The sequence below is a fragment of the Fictibacillus sp. 7GRE50 genome (assembly GCF_015903875.1).
GTDB lineage: Bacteria > Bacillota > Bacilli > Bacillales > Fictibacillaceae > Fictibacillus > Fictibacillus phosphorivorans.
On sequence record NZ_JACZDW010000008.1, the window covers coordinates 26,053 to 42,378 of the forward strand.

Sequence of the window (16,326 nt, forward strand, 5' to 3'; positions counted from 1 at the left end):
AGCTATTATAGAGATTATAAAAATTCAAGACAATCTGACTTTAGTATTATTTTTATATAAACTCTTTTTTTGATTGAGATTGAAGTTGGTAGAACAAGCAAGTTTCGTCTACAATAAGGAAAGCCACTTTTAGCTAAGAAACGAGTGAAGATATGATGAAGAATACTAAACAAAATAATCCCATTATGAAGATTGGTGAGACAATTCCTTTATCCATTAAACGATTAGGTATCAATGGAGAAGGGATCGGATTTCATGAACGACAAGTTGTATTTGTCCCTGGAGGGATTCCGGGTGAAGAAATGTCGGTTATTATTACAAAAGTCTTTCCAAATCGAGCAGAAGCAAAGATTAAAAAAGTATTTAAAAAGTCAAAGGATAGAGTAACACCACCTTGCCCGATCTATGAGACGTGCGGGGGATGTCAGATTCAGCATATGTCCTATCCAGCGCAACTAAAAGAAAAACGAGATATTGTTGTGCAAGCCTTCGAGCGATACACAAAGATTCATAGGGATAAATTGAATGTGAGAAAAACAATTGGAATGGATGAGCCTTGGGCTTATCGCAACAAGTCTCAGTTTCAGGTGGGTAAGATCGATGATACTATCATTGCTGGTCTTTACAGCAGCAACTCACACAAGCTGATTAACATTGATCACTGTCTCGTTCAACACGAAGATACGAATATTGTAACGAATAAAGTGAAACAGATTATTAGAGATCTGAACCTTCCTGTATATGACGAAAAAGAACAAACTGGAAGCATTCGTACGATTGTAGTTAGGACGGCTTTCCGTACAGATGAAATTCAGCTAGTAATCGTAACTGCAACCAATGAGTTGCCGAAAAAAGAACTTTTTATTGAAGAGATCAAGAAAAGACTGCCTCAAGTGACATCTCTTGTTCAAAATGTAAACGAAGAGAAAACTTCGCTTGTATTTGGTGATCAGACGGATGAGATTTACGGAAAAGATACGATTACTGAGCATCTTGGCGATCTTCGTTTTGAGCTATCAGCGCGTGCATTTTTTCAATTGAATCCTGAGCAAACCGTGAACTTATATAACGAGGTAAAAAGGCAGGCGAACCTTACTGGTAATGAAAAGGTCGTTGATGCATATTGTGGGTCAGGCACGATCGGCATGTGGCTTGCAAAAGATGCCCAAGAAGTGAGAGGGATGGATATTATTAAAGAATCCATCATGGATGCTAGAAAAAATGCTGACAAACATCACATCAAAAATGCTTTTTATGAAACGGGAAAAGCAGAAAAACTTCTCCCGAAATGGGTTAAAGAAGGCTGGCAACCCGACGTTGTAGTAGTGGATCCACCAAGAACGGGGTGTGATCCTGTTTTCTTAGAAACAATCATAAAAACAAAACCTAAAAAAATGATTTACGTTTCATGTAATCCGTCAACCTTAGCAAAAGATGTCCACATGTTAATAAGTAATGGTTATAAAGTAGAACAAATTACTCCTGTGGATATGTTTCCGCAAACATCACAAGTTGAAGCTGTTTGTACGTTAGTACTGAAATAAGTCAAGACACGAAGGGAATGATGCTGTGTGAAAACGGAAAAAGAGAAAATGATAGATGGCGAGATGTATCGTCCCGATGATGAGCAGCTTGTAAACGAACGAATTCAAGCGAGAAGACTGACTCGTGAGTACAATGCAACAACAGAAGAGGAAGTGGATAAGCGTACATCTTTAATAAAAAAATTATTCGGATCAACCGGTCAGAATGTTGGAATAGAACCGAACTTTAAATGTGATTATGGCCATAACATTCATGTTGGGGAAAACTTTTATGCCAACTTTGACTGTACCATTTTAGATGTGTGTGAAGTTCGATTTGGAGATAATTGTATGCTGGCACCAGGTGTTCATGTTTATGCGGCTACACATCCATTAGATCCAAGTGAAAGAAATTCGGGTGTAGAGTATGGAAAACCTGTTGAAATTGGAAATAACGTTTGGCTCGGTGGGGGAGTCATTATTAATCCAGGTGTAAAAATTGGAGATAATGTGGTTGTAGCTTCTGGAGCTGTAGTCACCAAAAATGTTCCGGCTAACGTAGTAGTTGGGGGTAACCCAGCAAGAATCATTAAAACGATTGAAATGAAATAATATATTTAAAGCTTAAAAAATTCAGAAATATACACACTATCCACATGTTTTTCCACAGAAAATGTGCATAACTATTGTGTTTTGCACAAATTTGCACACAATAACTATTATGTTAATTTGAAATATCAACATTATCAACAGTGTTGTGGATAACTTTGTCCACAATATATTAAAACCATAAGGATTTCTATACTAAAAAAAGACCTGCTATCCCAGCAGGTCTTTTTTGCACTTAGCGACGACTTTTTTTCTGGCGTCGGTCAGCGGCTTGTGCACGTGCTTGTGCTTCAAGATCGTTTTGATCTGCCAATTCACTTGAGTACTCGACATCAAGTCCTTTGGCTTGAGAAGCTTTAGCATTATTGTGCAATGAGGACTTTCGGTTACGTTTTTCCACACAAATACCTCCTTAAAGATATCACGATGTTTGAAACGTAAAACAAAAGCAATTGAGGAACTTGTCCTCAACTATAGAATGTGCATTTTTCAGCTAAATATTATAGGAAGAATCATCCTTTTAGAAAATCCGTTTCAGATGCTCGCTTTCCACGGGACGTGCCTATGAAGAAAAACTTAGGAATTATCTTCGTTTGTCATTTCTTGTGTCTCTGCCGTTGATTCTGCAGACTTTAATTCCTCTTTATATAGAATTTCTTGTGTTTTTGTTAGATCGTTGTTTCTTTCTTTTGCTTGTTGTTTACGGCTTTCCATAACTTTACCTCCTTAGAAAAAATAAACACCACTCAATAGGAGTGATGTTCATTAGTATGCGCAGAGTAAGTGTACACATTACCTGTATTAAGCTTCCTTTAACTGTTCTTCCACAATTTCAAGAGGCTGTGATTGAGTACGAAGCATGTGCATGAGATAGTTATCTTTTTCAATCTGATATAGGTTATAGATATCCTGACCTTGGTTTAACTGATCATAAACATCTTTTCTTGTTTCGTTGGCTAACGTCACATAGGGAATTTTTTCAGCTGCTTTTTGTGAACGAATATTTACTTTACGAATACGCATAAAGATTGTGTGGATATCTTTTTCATAAAACAATTCAGAAAAGAAAGCATCTTTTGCTAAAGAATTGTACCCTTTTCCAAAGTAAGGCTGACCAATCCAGGTGCCAAGAAAGCCATAGCCATCTTGGACATCAAATAAATTAATGGTGCCGATTGGATTAAGCCACTCATCCAAAATCGTTCTGGAAATAATGTTTCCTTGGTCCTCTTCCTCGATCGTTTGCTTCGTTAGAAATAGAAATTCTTCGAATGAAGCCGCTTTTTGACGCACAAAAGGGAAGACGTCTGGGTGCACCATTAAATTGTAAAGAACATGACTCTCTGATAAATCACGCTTTTTCAACAATTTAATCCCTCCTAGAGGGCAGAAGTATCCCCCACCCTCGAATTAAGAATAAAAATTAATTCGGGGTGGGAATCGAACCCACTAGGACCAGTCATAGCTGGTGGCGCACCAATTGCCTTCCCTTGCTTCAATATTTAATTTATGAAAATAATGTTGTATTTGACTCTTGAGCGACTTTTAAAATATTCCGGATTCGCTTAATCCGCATGTTGCTCTATTTGTATCATAAGACATTTTTTCAAAAAAGAAAATAGTTATTTTGTAGATTTTTTGTAAATTATTTCACCGTCAATCATGGTCATAACAGGGGTAGCAGAAAAGTGGAACGGATGCTCGGTCCAAAGGGATAAATCTGCATCTTTTCCTGGCTCGATACTGCCTACTCGATCATCTATTCCAAGATTTCTGGCAGGAGCGATGGTGATCCCTTCAAGCGCCTTTTTTTCACTCAAACCTTCCCTTACAGCAATTGCCGCACAAACGTTTAAATACTGTATAGGGATGTAAGGGTGATCGGTCGTAATGGAAACATCAACATTATTTTCAGATAGTATACGATACGTTTCCCATGATTTGTTCTTCAGTTCGATTTTGGACTTTCGTGTCAGAGTAGGACCAACGCTTACTTTCAAGTTCAAGTCTTTAAATGAGTCTGCAATAAGGTGGCCTTCTGTACAGTGTTCAATACGAAAATCTAAGTTGAATTCCTCCGCAAAACGGATAGCCGAAAGAATATCATCTGCACGGTGAGCATGAATGCGAACAGGAATCTCACGGTTTAAAGCAGCTGCGATCGGTGCAACACGCAAATTATCTTGATACGCTGAATCTTTTGCTTGATAGAAGGCTTCACGAAGCATGCCCATAATTCCCATACGAGTGATGGAATCATTATGACGTCCACTATGAATGCGTTTTGGATTTTCACCCAACGCGATTTTAAGTCCTGCTGTTTCCTTAATAATCATCTTTCTAATGTCATGACCATGCGTTTTGATAACAGAGGTTGTTCCACCAATAACATTTGCACTTCCGGGCATGATGTGAGCAGTAGTTACTCCAAAACGAACAGCATCTTTAAAGGCGATGTCTAGAGGGTGGCAGCCGTCGATCGCACGGATGTGAGGAGTGAGCACCTCGTGCGTCTCGTTAGCATCATTTCCAGCCCAGCCTGTTCCTTCATCATACAAACCTAAATGAGTATGAACATCAATGAATCCTGGAAGAAGATGCAGGTTTTCAGCTTGGATGATCTCCATGTCAGCTGACGGTTCTATGTGTGCTTCGACAGCTGAGATTTTGCCGTTTTCTACTAGAACATCTCCTTGCTGAAGTTCGCTGCTCGTAATCGGATATACTTTTGCTTTTTGGATTAATGTTTTCATAATGTGTCACCTGATAAATTATTTTTATTATCATTGTAACAAATCATGTAAAGCCCCCTTTAAGTGAGGATATGTAAACGTATAGCCTAAGTTTCCCGCTTTTTCAGGAAGGACGTGCTGTCCCTTGAGAATCAACATACTCATCTCTCCAAACATGATTTTAAAAGCTATAGATGGTGCCGGGAGCCAGTGTGGGCGATGCATAACGTCAGCTGTTACTTGACCAAATTCTTTCATCTTAACAGGATGTGGGGAAGTAACATTTACAGGTCCTGAGTATTGTTCATTCTCTATGGCTTCTGTAATGAGTTTTGCTACATCTTCTACGTGCACCCATGAAACCCACTGCTCGCCTGAACCAACCGTACCCCCTGCAAAGAATCGATAGGGAAGGCTTAGCTGGGGAAGTACTCCACCGTCTTTACCTAGTACGAGGCCGAACCGTGTGAAAACCGTTCTGATACCAAGGGATTCTGCTGCTGATGCTTTTGTTTCCCAGGCTTTTACGACTTCAGCTAAAAAGTCAGAGCCATGCTTTGAGGATCTCTCTGTGAACACTTCGGTTTCAGAAGTACCATAATACCCTATGGCAGAAGCGTTAACCCAAACAGAAGGCTTTTGAGGCATCTTCTTAACAAGCTTTAATAATTCTTCTGTCACCTTTAAGCGGCTGTTTAAAATCGATTTTTTCTTTTCATCGGTCCATCTGCCATTAATAGATTCTCCAGCAAGGTTAACAACGGCATCGATCGGAGGCAGGTCAGGTTCATTGCTTCCCATCCATTGCACATATTGAACGCCTTTTTTCTCTGACTGTTTATCTTTTCTTGTCAGAATATAGACTTCATTTCCAAGCGCTGTAAGGTGCTTGGTTAGAAATCCCCCTACAAAGCCAGTGCCTCCGGTTACTAAGATTCTTTTCAAGGTAATCCACCTCTTTCCAATTTATTTATTTAAAAATTATGAATATTTGATATAATTCATCTTGTACATATTATATTACCCTATTAAGGAGGAAAGAAGGCTTATGGAGCTCCAAAGAAATGTGCAAGCAAAAAAGAAGAACCCCTTTTTGAAAGCGCTCTTATGGATTGGGATTGCTTTAGCTGGTGGAATCGCCTTGTCGATCATCGCGCTTCAAAGAGATGAGAAGATCAACGCGATCTGGTTTGTTGTTGCTTCATTGTGTACGTATGCTATTGCGTACCGCTTTTATGCAAGATTTATTGCTACAAAAATCTTCAGCCTTAATAAAAACAATGCAACACCTGCAGAAAGGTATGCAGATGGGAAGGATTATGTACCAACTAACAAATGGGTCCTTTATGGACATCATTTTGCAGCGATCGCAGGTGCAGGTCCCCTTGTAGGTCCAACATTAGCGGCACAGATGGGATATCTTCCAGGAACCATCTGGATTATTGTCGGAGCTGTTCTTGCTGGTGCTGTACAAGACTTTGTTATTTTAATTATTTCCATGAGACGTAGAGGTAAATCAATCGGTCAGATTGCAAAGGAAGAAATAGGGGCAGTTGGTGGAATGCTAGCGCTGATCGGTGTTTTTGCTATTATGGTTATTTTAATTGCCGTGCTTGCACTAGTAGTTGTTAACGCACTCAAGTCCAGCCCATGGGGTACATATACGATTGCCATGACAATTCCAATCGCTCTTTTCATGGGTGTTTATATGCGATATTTACGCCCGGGAAGAGTAGGGGAAGCGTCTATAATTGGTTTTGTATTGTTAATATTTGCTTTGGTCAGCGGCCAATGGGTAGCAGACTCACCAACACTAGCACCTCTTTTTACTTTCGATGGTGAGACTTTAGCTTGGATGCTGATTGTTTATGGCTTCCTTGCATCCGTTCTACCTGTTTGGATGCTTCTTGCACCAAGAGACTATTTAAGTACGTTTCTAAAAGTAGGGGTAATCGGAATGATGGCACTCGGTATTCTTATCGTAATGCCTGAGATTCAGATGCCTGCACTTACTAAATTTATTGATGGAACAGGGCCTGTATTCGCAGGGAACCTTTTTCCGTTCTTGTTCATTACGATTGCATGCGGAGCCATCTCTGGTTTCCATGCTCTGATCTCTTCAGGAACATCTCCTAAACTGATTGCGAACGAGCAGCATGCTCCTATGATCGGTTACGCCGGAATGTTAACTGAATCATTTGTTGCGATTATGGCGATGGTTGCGGCAACGCTATTAACTCCAGGAATTTACTTTGCGATCAACTCACCAGGTGCTGCAATCGGAACGGATGTCGCGACCGCTGCTACCACGATATCCTCTTGGGGTTTCACAGTATCAGCAGATGAAATCAATGAGCTCGCTAAAAATGTGGATGAGGAATCGATTCTTTCTCGTACAGGCGGTGCTCCTTCGTTAGCAGTAGGGATCGCCCAAATTTTCTCGCAAGTGATCGGTGGGCCACAATTGATGGCGTTCTGGTACCATTTTGCGATACTATTTGAAGCCGTGTTCATACTAACCACCATAGACGCAGGTACACGGGTAGGCAGGTTTATGTTGCAGGATCTTCTCGGACAAATATATAAGCCGCTTCGAAAAACAGACTCTATGCCGGCTGTATATTTCACGAGTGCGTTAGTCGTTGCAGGCTGGGGTTATTTCTTAGTTGTTGGTGTAACTGATCCGTTAGGCGGAATCAATACACTATGGCCGTTGTTCGGTATCGTTAACCAAATGTTAGCGGCCATCGCACTTATCGTGGCAACAACTGTTATCTTGAAGATGGGCAAGAAGAAGTTCGTATGGGTCACATTAGTTCCCCTTGCTTGGTTGATGATCGTAACGTTCTCAGCTGCTTGGCAAAAGATTTTTTCTGATGTTCCGAAAATTGGTTTTTTGAAACAAGCAGAAGTGATGAAGGAAGCAATAGCGAGCGGCAATTTGCCTGCAACTGTACCTTCCATGGAAGCTGCTAAACAGCTAGTCTTCAACAATACGTTAAACGCTTATTTAACCGCGATTTTTATGTTGCTTATTTTAGGAGTGCTGATTGATGCGATGCGCATCTGGTACAAGGCGGTCAAGAGCGAGAAGCCTTTAGAAACATCAGAAGAGCCGTTTGTACAAACAAAGCTTGGTGATGTATCGTGACATTTCAAGCCGCTTGGCAATGGGTGAAAAACATCTTCCAGATCCTTTTATATATCGGAAAGGGCATCTCAAATCTGCCTGATTATCAAGCATATGTGAAGCACCTAAAAGAAAATCATCCAGAGCGCACACCGCCTACTGAAAAAGAGTTTTTTGCAGAGTTGCTCGAGAATAAATATGGCGCAAATGCAAAACGTTGTTGATAAGCCTTCATAAGTGCAGGTTGCACTTTCACGAAAAAGCATTCTCTCCAAAACGGGGAGGGTGCTTTTTTATGTCATGAATGGATCAGTGCGCTTTTTGTTAACAAATCCATACAGATACAAATCGATTGTTTGAAGGATGTTTAAACAGTACGAAATCCATAAGATATGGTACACTATTTGGTGAAAGAAGGTGGGTAGATGGCTGTTATAACAAGGATTTCTGCTCAGCAAAAAAACGACGAACGATTCAATATTTTTATAAAAAAAGGCCCAAAAGAAGAATTTGCGTTTAGCGTAGACGCAGATGTTTTAATAAAGTTTTCACTTCAAAAAGGTATGGAGATCGATGAAGAAGAATGGGAATCCATCATTGAAGAAGATCAATATCGAAAAGCTTTTAATAAAGCTCTTCACTATTTATCTTTTCGAATGCGAACGGCTCATGAGATCGAGGTATATCTAGAAAAGAAGGAAGTTCCTGAAGCCACGATCAAACGCGTTCTGCAAAAACTTTCGGAGTATGATTTTGTGAATGACCAAACATTCGCAAAATCACTCGTAAGAAGCCGTATGAACACATCCTTTAAAGGACCCGGAATGATTCGGCAGGAGTTGAAGAAAAAAGGAATCAGTGATCGTCACACGGAAGAAGCACTTGATCAGTTCAGTTATGACGAGCAACTAGAAGCTAGCATTGCGTTTATTCAAAAACAATTTTCAAGCGGAAAGAAACGTTCTGAGAAAGAACAAAAGCAAAGGATTGCTCAGCAGCTTCAGCAAAAAGGCTATATGTGGGATGTTATTGAGATGGCATTTCAAGAAGCGAAGATCAGTCAATCTGCTGAAGATGAAAAAGAAGCCTTGCTGGCGCATGCTCGCAAAGCTCACCAAAAATATAAGAAGTATAGTGGCTTTGAATATGAGTCACGCATGAAGAAATTTCTTTACAGCAAAGGCTTCAATTCCGAAGTGATTTCAGAACTGCTTAACGGGGATGAAATTAACGATCTATAAAGATTTCAGGTCGGTTGTCGTCCTGTTCAACGATTAGTGACGCAACTTGCTCTGGAGACTTTAAACGTGAGCGATCTGCAATATGAGTGGATTCATCCCAGAATGGCGTATCCATTCCACCCATATAGACGGCTGTGGGATAGATATTCGATCCGTCCCATTCCTTTACGAGACTTTCTGTAAATCCTCTAACGGCAAACTTAGAAGCACAATAGACGGATTCATTTACCTTTCCGCGTAAGCCAGCAGTGGAAATGATATTCATGACCTTGCCAAAGCCCTGTTTATTAAATAACGGGAAAGCAATCTTCGTTGGGAAAATCGTGCCATAAACATTCGTTTCAAGCATTCCTGTAATATCTGTTTTAGATAAGTTTTCAAGAGGCTCGAAAACTCCCATACCTGCATTATTGATCAACAAGTGAACGTTCTCACTTTGAAAGATGGATTGCAATATGGATTCTGTTTGTTCGTAATTCGTAACATCACAAACTTTAAACGATACCTTGTTTTCGCTGTGAGTGAATGATTGAACAGCTTCCTCTAATTTTTTCTCATTACGACCAACGAGATATACGTTGTACGTTTTATTATATTCGCGGGCTAGTGCGAGTCCTAAGCCTGAACCGCCGCCCGTAATAATGACAGTCTTACTCAAAATTATCACTCCTATGTAGTTAATTCTTAAGCATATATAGGGTACAGAAAAGAAAGGAAGTAATCAAATGGAAAAAAGATTCAGCGAGATGACAGAAGTTGAAATTAAAGGCGAAATTGCTTCCCTTCGAGCAAAAGCACAAAAAGCAGAACAAATGGGTATGGTAAGTGAGTACGCAGTTTATGAACGCAAGATCGCGATGGGTAAATGCTATCTGATGGACCCGTCAACGATCGAAAGCGGGAAAGAGTACGGAATTCAAGGGGACCCAGGATCGACTTTTTCTGTGCTGTACCTAAATGGTATTTTTGCCTGGGGTTACAAAAATAATCAAAGTGCACTCGAAGCGTTGCCGATTTCAGTTCTTGAAGGTTAACTGGTTTTACATTGATGTTCATGGAAGTGGTTGATTTCCGTTTCAGGTGCTCGCTTTCCGGGGGGCGTGCGGTGAGCCACCTCGGCGCCTTGCGCCATTAGGTGTCTCACCTGTCCCGCTGATCCCCCAGGAGTCTCGCACCTTACACTCCAATCAACTAGTCAGAGATGGATCTGTAAACATTAAGAGAAAATAACTTCAAAAATAAAATCAACAAAGGCTCTAAAAAAATAAAGAAGCGGTACAGGACCGCTCCTTTATTCGTCACTATGAACGCTTACGTGTTTGAATTTCAAGCACATAGTTATTTAATGCTTGCTGGGTCTCCCCGTTCACTTGGTTGTACGCATGCTTCGAATTGGCACGCGGTGAGTGAAAGGGGTCAGAATATTTACCGTTAAATCGCGTTGATGAGAAGTAGTCTTTCTTGTTCAACTGATTCACCCCCCAGAATGAAATTCATAACCGCAAGAGTTACTGATCATCTCGGTGTTGATTGGACAAAAACATTCGTTCCTGCGGATGGTCACGAATGGATCCATCTGGCCGTTTAGAAGAGAATTCTTCTTTTGATCTCGGCTCACCTGAGAAGGAGATCCGATTAGGGAAGTTTTTCGATTTATTGCGCATGTGATTACCTCCTTATTATCGGTTCTCAACTAGTATGAAACGTGAGAGAACCCTTTATGTGACGGGGGTTTCTTTAAAAATTGGTTAAGGAGGGAGAATAATGGAAGAGCGTTTTGACAGATTGGCGAAATTACTGCAAAAAAAGAACCCAGCCCTTACAAATCAAGAAGCAAGGGAATGGGTGGAAGGATTATGGGAAGATTTTGAGTCTACTCGAGCGAAAGCGGGATGGGAGTATGAAGGACAAGAGGTTACTGAGAAGATGGTAACCCAACTGATTACTTCATATGGCCATAAGCTTCATGAGTATTTTTCAAACAATCCTAAATTTCAGCGATTTGTAAAAAAAGACGGGCCTATTCAATAAGCCCGTCTTCTTCCTATTCATTATTGTTGATGAGGTCGAGTGGAGAGAATTCCATCTTCTTTTTTAAGCGGTCTTCAGAATAAACCCAGCCTGTAAAAGAAGTAATGATGTTCAAGTTCTCATCTAACTGTACCATCGCGACAAAAGGATAGTGTCCTTTACTTCTATATCGAAGATCAATAAATTGAACGAGGTGCCCGTGATCGTTTTTCTCGACTTCCCACCTGTGTACAGGAGAAAAGGAAAGAAAGGCAGATATATTTTTATCTTTTTTCGCTGCATCGATCAATTTCGTTTTTGGAACAGCTAGACGATCAAACGTATCCCAAACCGTAACTTTTCCATTTTTCAAACCGGCTACAAAGAATTCATGCTTCGATTTAATGGCAAGATGGTATTGTCCCCAACGAATCGTAGGGCTAGCATAAATCTCTTCAGCTTCTGGAATCTTTTTCAGCACAATCTTATTTACTCGCTGCCTGGACATGATTCGAATAATGTAATAAACGACAAGTATGATATATACCGTTAGGAACGTGTATCCTGGATCAACACCAACATACCAGAGCAACAAACCTCCTATATGCAAGAAAAAGATAAAGGGATCAAAGATACTGATGACACCTAGTGCGATCCATTTCTTTGAAACAGGGTACAGTGCCTGTGTGCCGTAAGCATTAAAGATATCAACGAATACATGAAGGAAAACTGCGATCGCTGTCCATAACAAAAGCTTTCCGTTATCAGCTTCAGGAACAAATAATGAGATAGCCCCAAATAAAAGCAGCGGCCAGATCACAAGAGCAGGCAATGAATGTGTAAGCCCTCTATGGTTGCGGATGTATACCGCATTATTTTTAAGTTTAAGTACTGTGTCAAAGTCGGGTGCTTGGGAACCGATTAGTGTCCCAGCAAGAATGGCTTGGGAGGTTACTGGATCATTTGCAATTGCAGGGTCCAGCATCGCTAATCCACCTAACCCGAGCCCCATTACAATATGTGTGCCTGTATCCAAGGCGATCACCTCCTATGTAGGAATGGAGTGAAATAATATGTTAACGGTTTTTATGGAGTATAAAGTAAGTCCGGATTCCATTCAATATTATGAGTCTCAAATGGTTTCTGTAATTAGTGAGCTTAAAGCTTGTGGTGCTACGGATATTAAATGGTATAAGGCAGCTGATCAGCCATCATTATATGTTGAATGTTTCCAAGTTAACGATCAAGCATCATATGATACGATTAAAAAAAATCGAATGTCTCTACAGCATCCTGTTTTTTCAACTCTTAATGAATGTGTAACAGGAGGACTTGAAAAAGTCCATTGCTGGGCGTTTGAAAAGCTTAATACAAAGGAAGATCTGTAAATTGAACACAACAAGTAATAGTATATTTTCCCTCAATGATTCATATGTGAAACAATTTCAAGACCATTTGTTAACTTGGTATAACGAGAACAAACGAACATTGCCTTGGAGAGAAAATCAAGACCCCTATCGTGTTTGGGTCTCTGAGATTATGCTTCAGCAAACAAGAGTAGATACGGTTATTCCTTATTTCGAACGTTTTACTCAACTGTTCCCAACGCTTCAGGACCTCGCTTATGCGGATGAAGAAAAAGTCTTAAAAGCATGGGAGGGTCTAGGTTATTATTCCCGAGTTCGAAACTTACAAACCGCAGTAAGAGAAGTATGCGAATCTTATGGAGGAAAAGTACCGAATACGCCAAAAGAGATCGCTGGATTAAAGGGAGTTGGCCCATATACAGCAGGCGCGGTTCTAAGTATTGCGTACGGTATTCCAGAACCTGCCGTTGATGGTAATGTTATGCGTGTTTTATCACGAATTCTATTGATTGAAGAAGACATCAGTAAACCAAAAACGCGTATACTCTTTGAAAAAGCAGTGAGGGAACTGATCTCACATGAAGATCCGTCTTCTTTTAATCAAGCTTTAATGGAGCTAGGTGCATTGATTTGTACACCCAAATCACCAGCTTGCTTATTATGTCCGATGCGAGAATTATGCAGAGGGTTTGAGAGTGGAAGACAAGCTGAACTTCCTGTAAAGTTAGGAAAAACAAAAGTAAGAACAGCTAAGATGACTGCAGGTGTGCTAGTGAATAGTAATGGAAAAATTCTTATTCACAAAAGACCATCAGAAGGCTTGCTTGCTAACATGTGGGAATTTCCGAACACCGAGTATGTGGGAGAGCACAAAGATGCAGAAATAAATGCGTTGGTTGGATATGTACAAGAACAGACGAATTTGGGAGCATCTGTAGAAGATAAAGCAGGATACATTGAGCATGTTTTTTCTCACTTGAAATGGGAAATTCAAATTTGGCAGGGAAAAATCGAAAGTGAAGATAATTTAGAACAGCTGCCGGCGGATTGGAAATGGGTCAGTGTAGACGAGCTTGACACATATCCATTTCCTGTCTCTCATCAAAAAATCATTCGGCTTATAAAGGAGGCATTAATTGTATGAACTTAGATCTTGAAGGAAAAGTTGTGCTTGTTACAGGTGGATCTAAAGGGATCGGTCAAGGTATTGCTCATGCCTTTTTAGAAGAAGGTGCAAAAGTAGGAATCGTCGGTCGTAACTTGGCTGATCTGGAAGCTGCTCAAAAAGATGGGATCGAAATTTTTCAAGGTGATGTAACGAATGCCGATAATCGTGAAGAAGTGATGAATGAGTTCGTTACAAAGTTTGGAACGATTGATGTTTTGGTTAACAATGCAGGTGGAAGCAATGGGTCTTCTGTTATGGAGACAAGCATCGAGCAGTTTGAAGAAGCGATGCATCTGAATTTTCTTTCAGCTGTTGATCTGAGCAAGAAAGCGGCAGCGATAATGAGCGGGAAATCAGACGGTGGAGCTATTATTAATATTTCATCTATTTTTGGCCGGGAATCTGGTGGTAAGCCTACGTACAATGCAAGCAAGGCAGCCATGATTTCCTTCACAAAGTCATTTGGTGACGAGATGATCAAGAAGGGGATTCGAGTAAATGGCGTCGCCCCTGGATCGATCTTGCATGAAACAGGAAATTGGAAAAAAAGATTGGAACAAGATCCAGACAAAATCAATTCGTTTGTAGAGGAACATATTTCTGCTGGCCGATTTGGGACGGTAGAAGAAGTAGCCAACGTTGTAGTGTTTTTAGCTTCCAAAAAGTCATCATGGGTCGTTGGAAGTACGCTGAACGTGGATGGCGGACAGTCTTATAGTAACTTTTAAAGGATATGAAGGAAAAACAAGCCCCTGCAGTGTGCAGGGGCTTGTTTGTTTGTGCTCGTCCAGCAGCTGGTAGGCTTGCTGGACGAGCGATTCCCAGGGTTTATGAGCGATTCCCAGGGTTTATGAGCGATTCCCAGGGTTTATGAGCGATTCCCAGGGTTTATGAGCGATTCCCAGGGTTTATGAGCGATTCCCAGGGTTTATGAGCGATTCCCAGGGTTTATAAGCGATTCCCAGTCAATCAGGATATCAATCGTATTTAACCTCAGTCCCATGCGTCCAATCGGCTTCATCTCGTTTCATTCCGCCTCTTGCTTCAATCTCCTTAATGATCTCGCGGTGCATGCTAGTTCCTTCTTCGTTTAAATAAGGAGCCACCTGCTGCAAAGAGTGGTGAAAATATGCGAGTTCCGCATCCTTCCAATCGGTCTTACTCGTCATACTCAATTCCGTCATATCTCTTCCTACATACATGAGTTGTCCCTCCTTTTATCAAGATTTAGTTATTCATTAATTTATCCCCTATATCTCAATGTTTTAATACTGGAAATATCTAATAAAAAAAGTGCTTATAAAAAAGGACTACACCGGGTAAATTATATTTCGTGGAGGTGAAAAACATGGACAAACAACAAAAACAACAACAACAACAAGCTCGTCAAAAGCAACAAAACGCTCAACAACAACAAGCTGGTCAATCTTACGGGACTGAATTTGCTAGCGAAACTAACGCTCAAGAAGTTCGCCAACAAAACCAACAGTCTCAACAAGGTAAAAACCAACAACAAAAATAACCTCTATCCAGGAATGCTCCCTAATCACTAGGGAGCATTTTTTGGTTCCTCTTCATTTTTTATCTGACATTCACAAGAATTACATACGTTTTCTAAACATGACCGATGGGAATACTAGTGACGAGTGGAATTATTTGAAAAAAGGCGCTTTTATGAAAAAAACAGGGACAAGTACATTTCCAAACTATTCTTAAAACGATATAATAAAGAAGAGAAAAAAAGCGTGTGTTATGAAAGAAAGTAATGATCGGGAATAAAAACATCGAAAAAAATGAAGAACGAGGTTTATTAATGGAGCTGGTGAATTACCGACAATTGGTTAAAGAGGAAGGAGAATTAACAATTCAATAGGTAACATTAGCTTCCGGAACTCGGGCAGAAAGGAGAGAGAGATGAGTTTTCCTGCAACCGGAAGTATAATCAATATCCAAAGCTATAAGCATAACGGTTATCTTCATAGAAACTGGGAAGATACGGTTATTTTGAAAGGGACTCCTAGTCAGGTGATTTGTGGTAACGACCGGATTCTTGTTACTGAATCTGACGGGCGTCAATGGCGCACGAGGGAACCGGCCATTTGCTACTTTAACGCGAAGCAATGGTTTAACGTGATCGGAATGATACGAGAAGACGGGATTTATTACTACTGCAACCTAGGCTCACCATTCATGTGGGACAAGGAAGCATTGAAGTATATTGATTATGATCTTGATATAAAAGTATTTCCAGATGGCACTTATATCTTATTGGATGAAGATGAATATGAGCTGCATAAAAGAATGATGAGGTATCCGAGTCAGCTCGATACGATTATTAAGAAGAACCTTCAAGAATTAATCTTGATGGTCACACAAAAAAAGGGGCCGTTTGAACCTGGATTTGTGGAACAATGGTACGAAAGATATTTAGAATTCCGATAAAAAGGAAAACCTGTTGAAGAGTCAACAGGTTATCCTTTTTTTATCTTTGGTTAACTTGGCGCTTTGCCAAGTTTTCTTTTTATGAAAGAAAGAATGGTGAAATG

The 16,326-nt window shown here is 40.3% G+C and carries 22 protein-coding genes; 12 read left to right on the top strand and 10 right to left on the bottom strand.

The window, feature by feature from the left end; genetic code table 11:
* Window positions 1–152: 152 nt before the first annotated feature.
* Entirely contained in the window at window positions 153–1,544 is a 1,392-nt protein-coding gene (rlmD, locus tag IHV12_RS20455; protein ID WP_370568857.1) for a 23S rRNA (uracil(1939)-C(5))-methyltransferase RlmD, read from the top strand.
* Window positions 1,545–1,571: 27 nt separating this feature from the next.
* On the top strand, window positions 1,572–2,135 hold the full coding sequence (locus IHV12_RS20460) for a maltose acetyltransferase domain-containing protein (protein WP_197192112.1): 564 nt from the start codon (window positions 1,572–1,574) through the stop codon (window positions 2,133–2,135).
* Between the two features lie 232 nt (window positions 2,136–2,367).
* Here the strand turns inward: IHV12_RS20460 and IHV12_RS20465 are convergent, their stop codons facing one another.
* The 5 genes from IHV12_RS20465 to IHV12_RS20485 form a co-directional block, all read right to left on the bottom strand.
* Window positions 2,368–2,532 (bottom strand): YfhD family protein, encoded by a 165-nt coding sequence (locus IHV12_RS20465; protein ID WP_197134017.1) that lies wholly within the window; start codon window positions 2,530–2,532, stop codon window positions 2,368–2,370.
* Between the two features lie 176 nt (window positions 2,533–2,708).
* The gene (locus IHV12_RS20470; RefSeq protein ID WP_197134020.1) at window positions 2,709–2,846 is read right to left on the bottom strand and encodes a hypothetical protein; all 138 of its coding nucleotides are present in this window, start codon (window positions 2,844–2,846) and stop codon (window positions 2,709–2,711) included.
* An 87-nt stretch (window positions 2,847–2,933) separates the two neighbouring features.
* The gene (locus IHV12_RS20475; RefSeq protein WP_197192113.1) at window positions 2,934–3,500 is read right to left on the bottom strand and encodes a GNAT family N-acetyltransferase; all 567 of its coding nucleotides are present in this window, start codon (window positions 3,498–3,500) and stop codon (window positions 2,934–2,936) included.
* A gap of 254 nt (window positions 3,501–3,754) precedes the next feature.
* On the bottom strand, window positions 3,755–4,885 hold the full coding sequence (locus IHV12_RS20480; protein ID WP_197134026.1) for an amidohydrolase: 1,131 nt from the start codon (window positions 4,883–4,885) through the stop codon (window positions 3,755–3,757).
* 30 nt (window positions 4,886–4,915) lie between these two features.
* On the bottom strand, window positions 4,916–5,809 hold the full coding sequence (locus IHV12_RS20485) for a TIGR01777 family oxidoreductase (protein ID WP_231618343.1): 894 nt from the start codon (window positions 5,807–5,809) through the stop codon (window positions 4,916–4,918).
* A gap of 103 nt (window positions 5,810–5,912) precedes the next feature.
* Here IHV12_RS20485 and IHV12_RS20490 point away from each other — a divergent pair, with 103 nt between their 5' ends.
* The 3 genes from IHV12_RS20490 (at window position 5,913) to recX (ending at window position 9,235) form a co-directional block, all read left to right on the top strand.
* The gene (locus IHV12_RS20490; RefSeq protein ID WP_197192114.1) at window positions 5,913–8,015 is read left to right on the top strand and encodes a carbon starvation CstA family protein; all 2,103 of its coding nucleotides are present in this window, start codon (window positions 5,913–5,915) and stop codon (window positions 8,013–8,015) included.
* The gene (locus IHV12_RS23125) at window positions 8,012–8,218 is read left to right on the top strand and encodes a YbdD/YjiX family protein (RefSeq protein ID WP_197134032.1); all 207 of its coding nucleotides are present in this window, start codon (window positions 8,012–8,014) and stop codon (window positions 8,216–8,218) included. The genes IHV12_RS20490 and IHV12_RS23125 overlap by 4 nt, the downstream gene beginning before the upstream one ends.
* Window positions 8,219–8,419: 201 nt before the next feature.
* Entirely contained in the window at window positions 8,420–9,235 is an 816-nt protein-coding gene (gene recX / locus IHV12_RS20500) for a recombination regulator RecX (RefSeq protein WP_197192115.1), read from the top strand.
* On the opposite strand, the gene IHV12_RS20505 is transcribed toward recX, so the two are convergent.
* Window positions 9,222–9,902, bottom strand: coding sequence for an SDR family NAD(P)-dependent oxidoreductase (locus IHV12_RS20505; protein ID WP_370568858.1), 681 nt, complete (start codon window positions 9,900–9,902; stop codon window positions 9,222–9,224). The two genes, recX and IHV12_RS20505, sit on opposite strands and share 14 nt — an antisense overlap.
* Window positions 9,903–9,960: 58 nt before the next feature.
* Between IHV12_RS20505 and IHV12_RS20510 the strand changes: the two genes are divergently transcribed.
* A complete protein-coding gene (locus IHV12_RS20510) occupies window positions 9,961–10,269 on the top strand; it encodes a YfhH family protein (RefSeq protein WP_197192117.1) in 309 nt (102 codons plus the stop codon).
* Window positions 10,270–10,536: 267 nt separating this feature from the next.
* On the opposite strand, the gene IHV12_RS20515 is transcribed toward IHV12_RS20510, so the two are convergent.
* Entirely contained in the window at window positions 10,537–10,713 is a 177-nt protein-coding gene (locus IHV12_RS20515) for a YpzG family protein (protein WP_370568716.1), read from the bottom strand.
* 30 nt (window positions 10,714–10,743) lie between these two features.
* Window positions 10,744–10,899: a small, acid-soluble spore protein K gene (gene sspK / locus IHV12_RS20520; protein ID WP_066242730.1), complete on the bottom strand. Its 156-nt coding sequence runs from the start codon at window positions 10,897–10,899 to the stop codon at window positions 10,744–10,746.
* A gap of 100 nt (window positions 10,900–10,999) precedes the next feature.
* Between sspK and IHV12_RS20525 the strand changes: the two genes are divergently transcribed.
* Window positions 11,000–11,266, top strand: a complete 267-nt coding sequence (locus IHV12_RS20525; RefSeq protein WP_144703885.1) for a YfhJ family protein — start codon at window positions 11,000–11,002, stop codon at window positions 11,264–11,266.
* A gap of 13 nt (window positions 11,267–11,279) precedes the next feature.
* Here IHV12_RS20525 and IHV12_RS20530 read toward each other — a convergent pair whose 3' ends face one another.
* A complete protein-coding gene (locus IHV12_RS20530) occupies window positions 11,280–12,281 on the bottom strand; it encodes a metal-dependent hydrolase (protein ID WP_197192118.1) in 1,002 nt (333 codons plus the stop codon).
* Window positions 12,282–12,318: 37 nt separating this feature from the next.
* Between IHV12_RS20530 and IHV12_RS20535 the strand changes: the two genes are divergently transcribed.
* Genes IHV12_RS20535 through IHV12_RS20545 form a run of 3 tightly spaced genes read left to right on the top strand, consistent with a single transcriptional unit; the run spans window position 12,319 to window position 14,508 of the window.
* Complete coding sequence (locus IHV12_RS20535) at window positions 12,319–12,633, top strand: hypothetical protein (protein WP_197192119.1); 315 nt, start codon at window positions 12,319–12,321, stop codon at window positions 12,631–12,633.
* A 46-nt stretch (window positions 12,634–12,679) separates the two neighbouring features.
* Window positions 12,680–13,756, top strand: a complete 1,077-nt coding sequence (gene mutY / locus IHV12_RS20540; RefSeq protein WP_370568859.1) for an A/G-specific adenine glycosylase — start codon at window positions 12,680–12,682, stop codon at window positions 13,754–13,756.
* Complete coding sequence (locus IHV12_RS20545; RefSeq protein ID WP_197192121.1) at window positions 13,753–14,508, top strand: SDR family NAD(P)-dependent oxidoreductase; 756 nt, start codon at window positions 13,753–13,755, stop codon at window positions 14,506–14,508. The genes mutY and IHV12_RS20545 overlap by 4 nt, the downstream gene beginning before the upstream one ends.
* Before the next feature lie 249 nt (window positions 14,509–14,757).
* Here the strand turns inward: IHV12_RS20545 and IHV12_RS20550 are convergent, their stop codons facing one another.
* Entirely contained in the window at window positions 14,758–14,982 is a 225-nt protein-coding gene (locus tag IHV12_RS20550) for a hypothetical protein (RefSeq protein WP_153238266.1), read from the bottom strand.
* Between the two features lie 146 nt (window positions 14,983–15,128).
* Here IHV12_RS20550 and IHV12_RS20555 point away from each other — a divergent pair, with 146 nt between their 5' ends.
* Entirely contained in the window at window positions 15,129–15,302 is a 174-nt protein-coding gene (locus IHV12_RS20555) for a gamma-type small acid-soluble spore protein (protein ID WP_082861254.1), read from the top strand.
* Window positions 15,303–15,694: 392 nt separating this feature from the next.
* Window positions 15,695–16,222 carry a nucleoside tri-diphosphate phosphatase gene (gene ntdP / locus IHV12_RS20560; protein ID WP_066242704.1) on the top strand — a complete coding sequence of 176 codons (528 nt, stop codon included), beginning with the start codon at window positions 15,695–15,697 and terminating at the stop codon, window positions 16,220–16,222.
* Window positions 16,223–16,326: the final 104 nt, after the last annotated feature.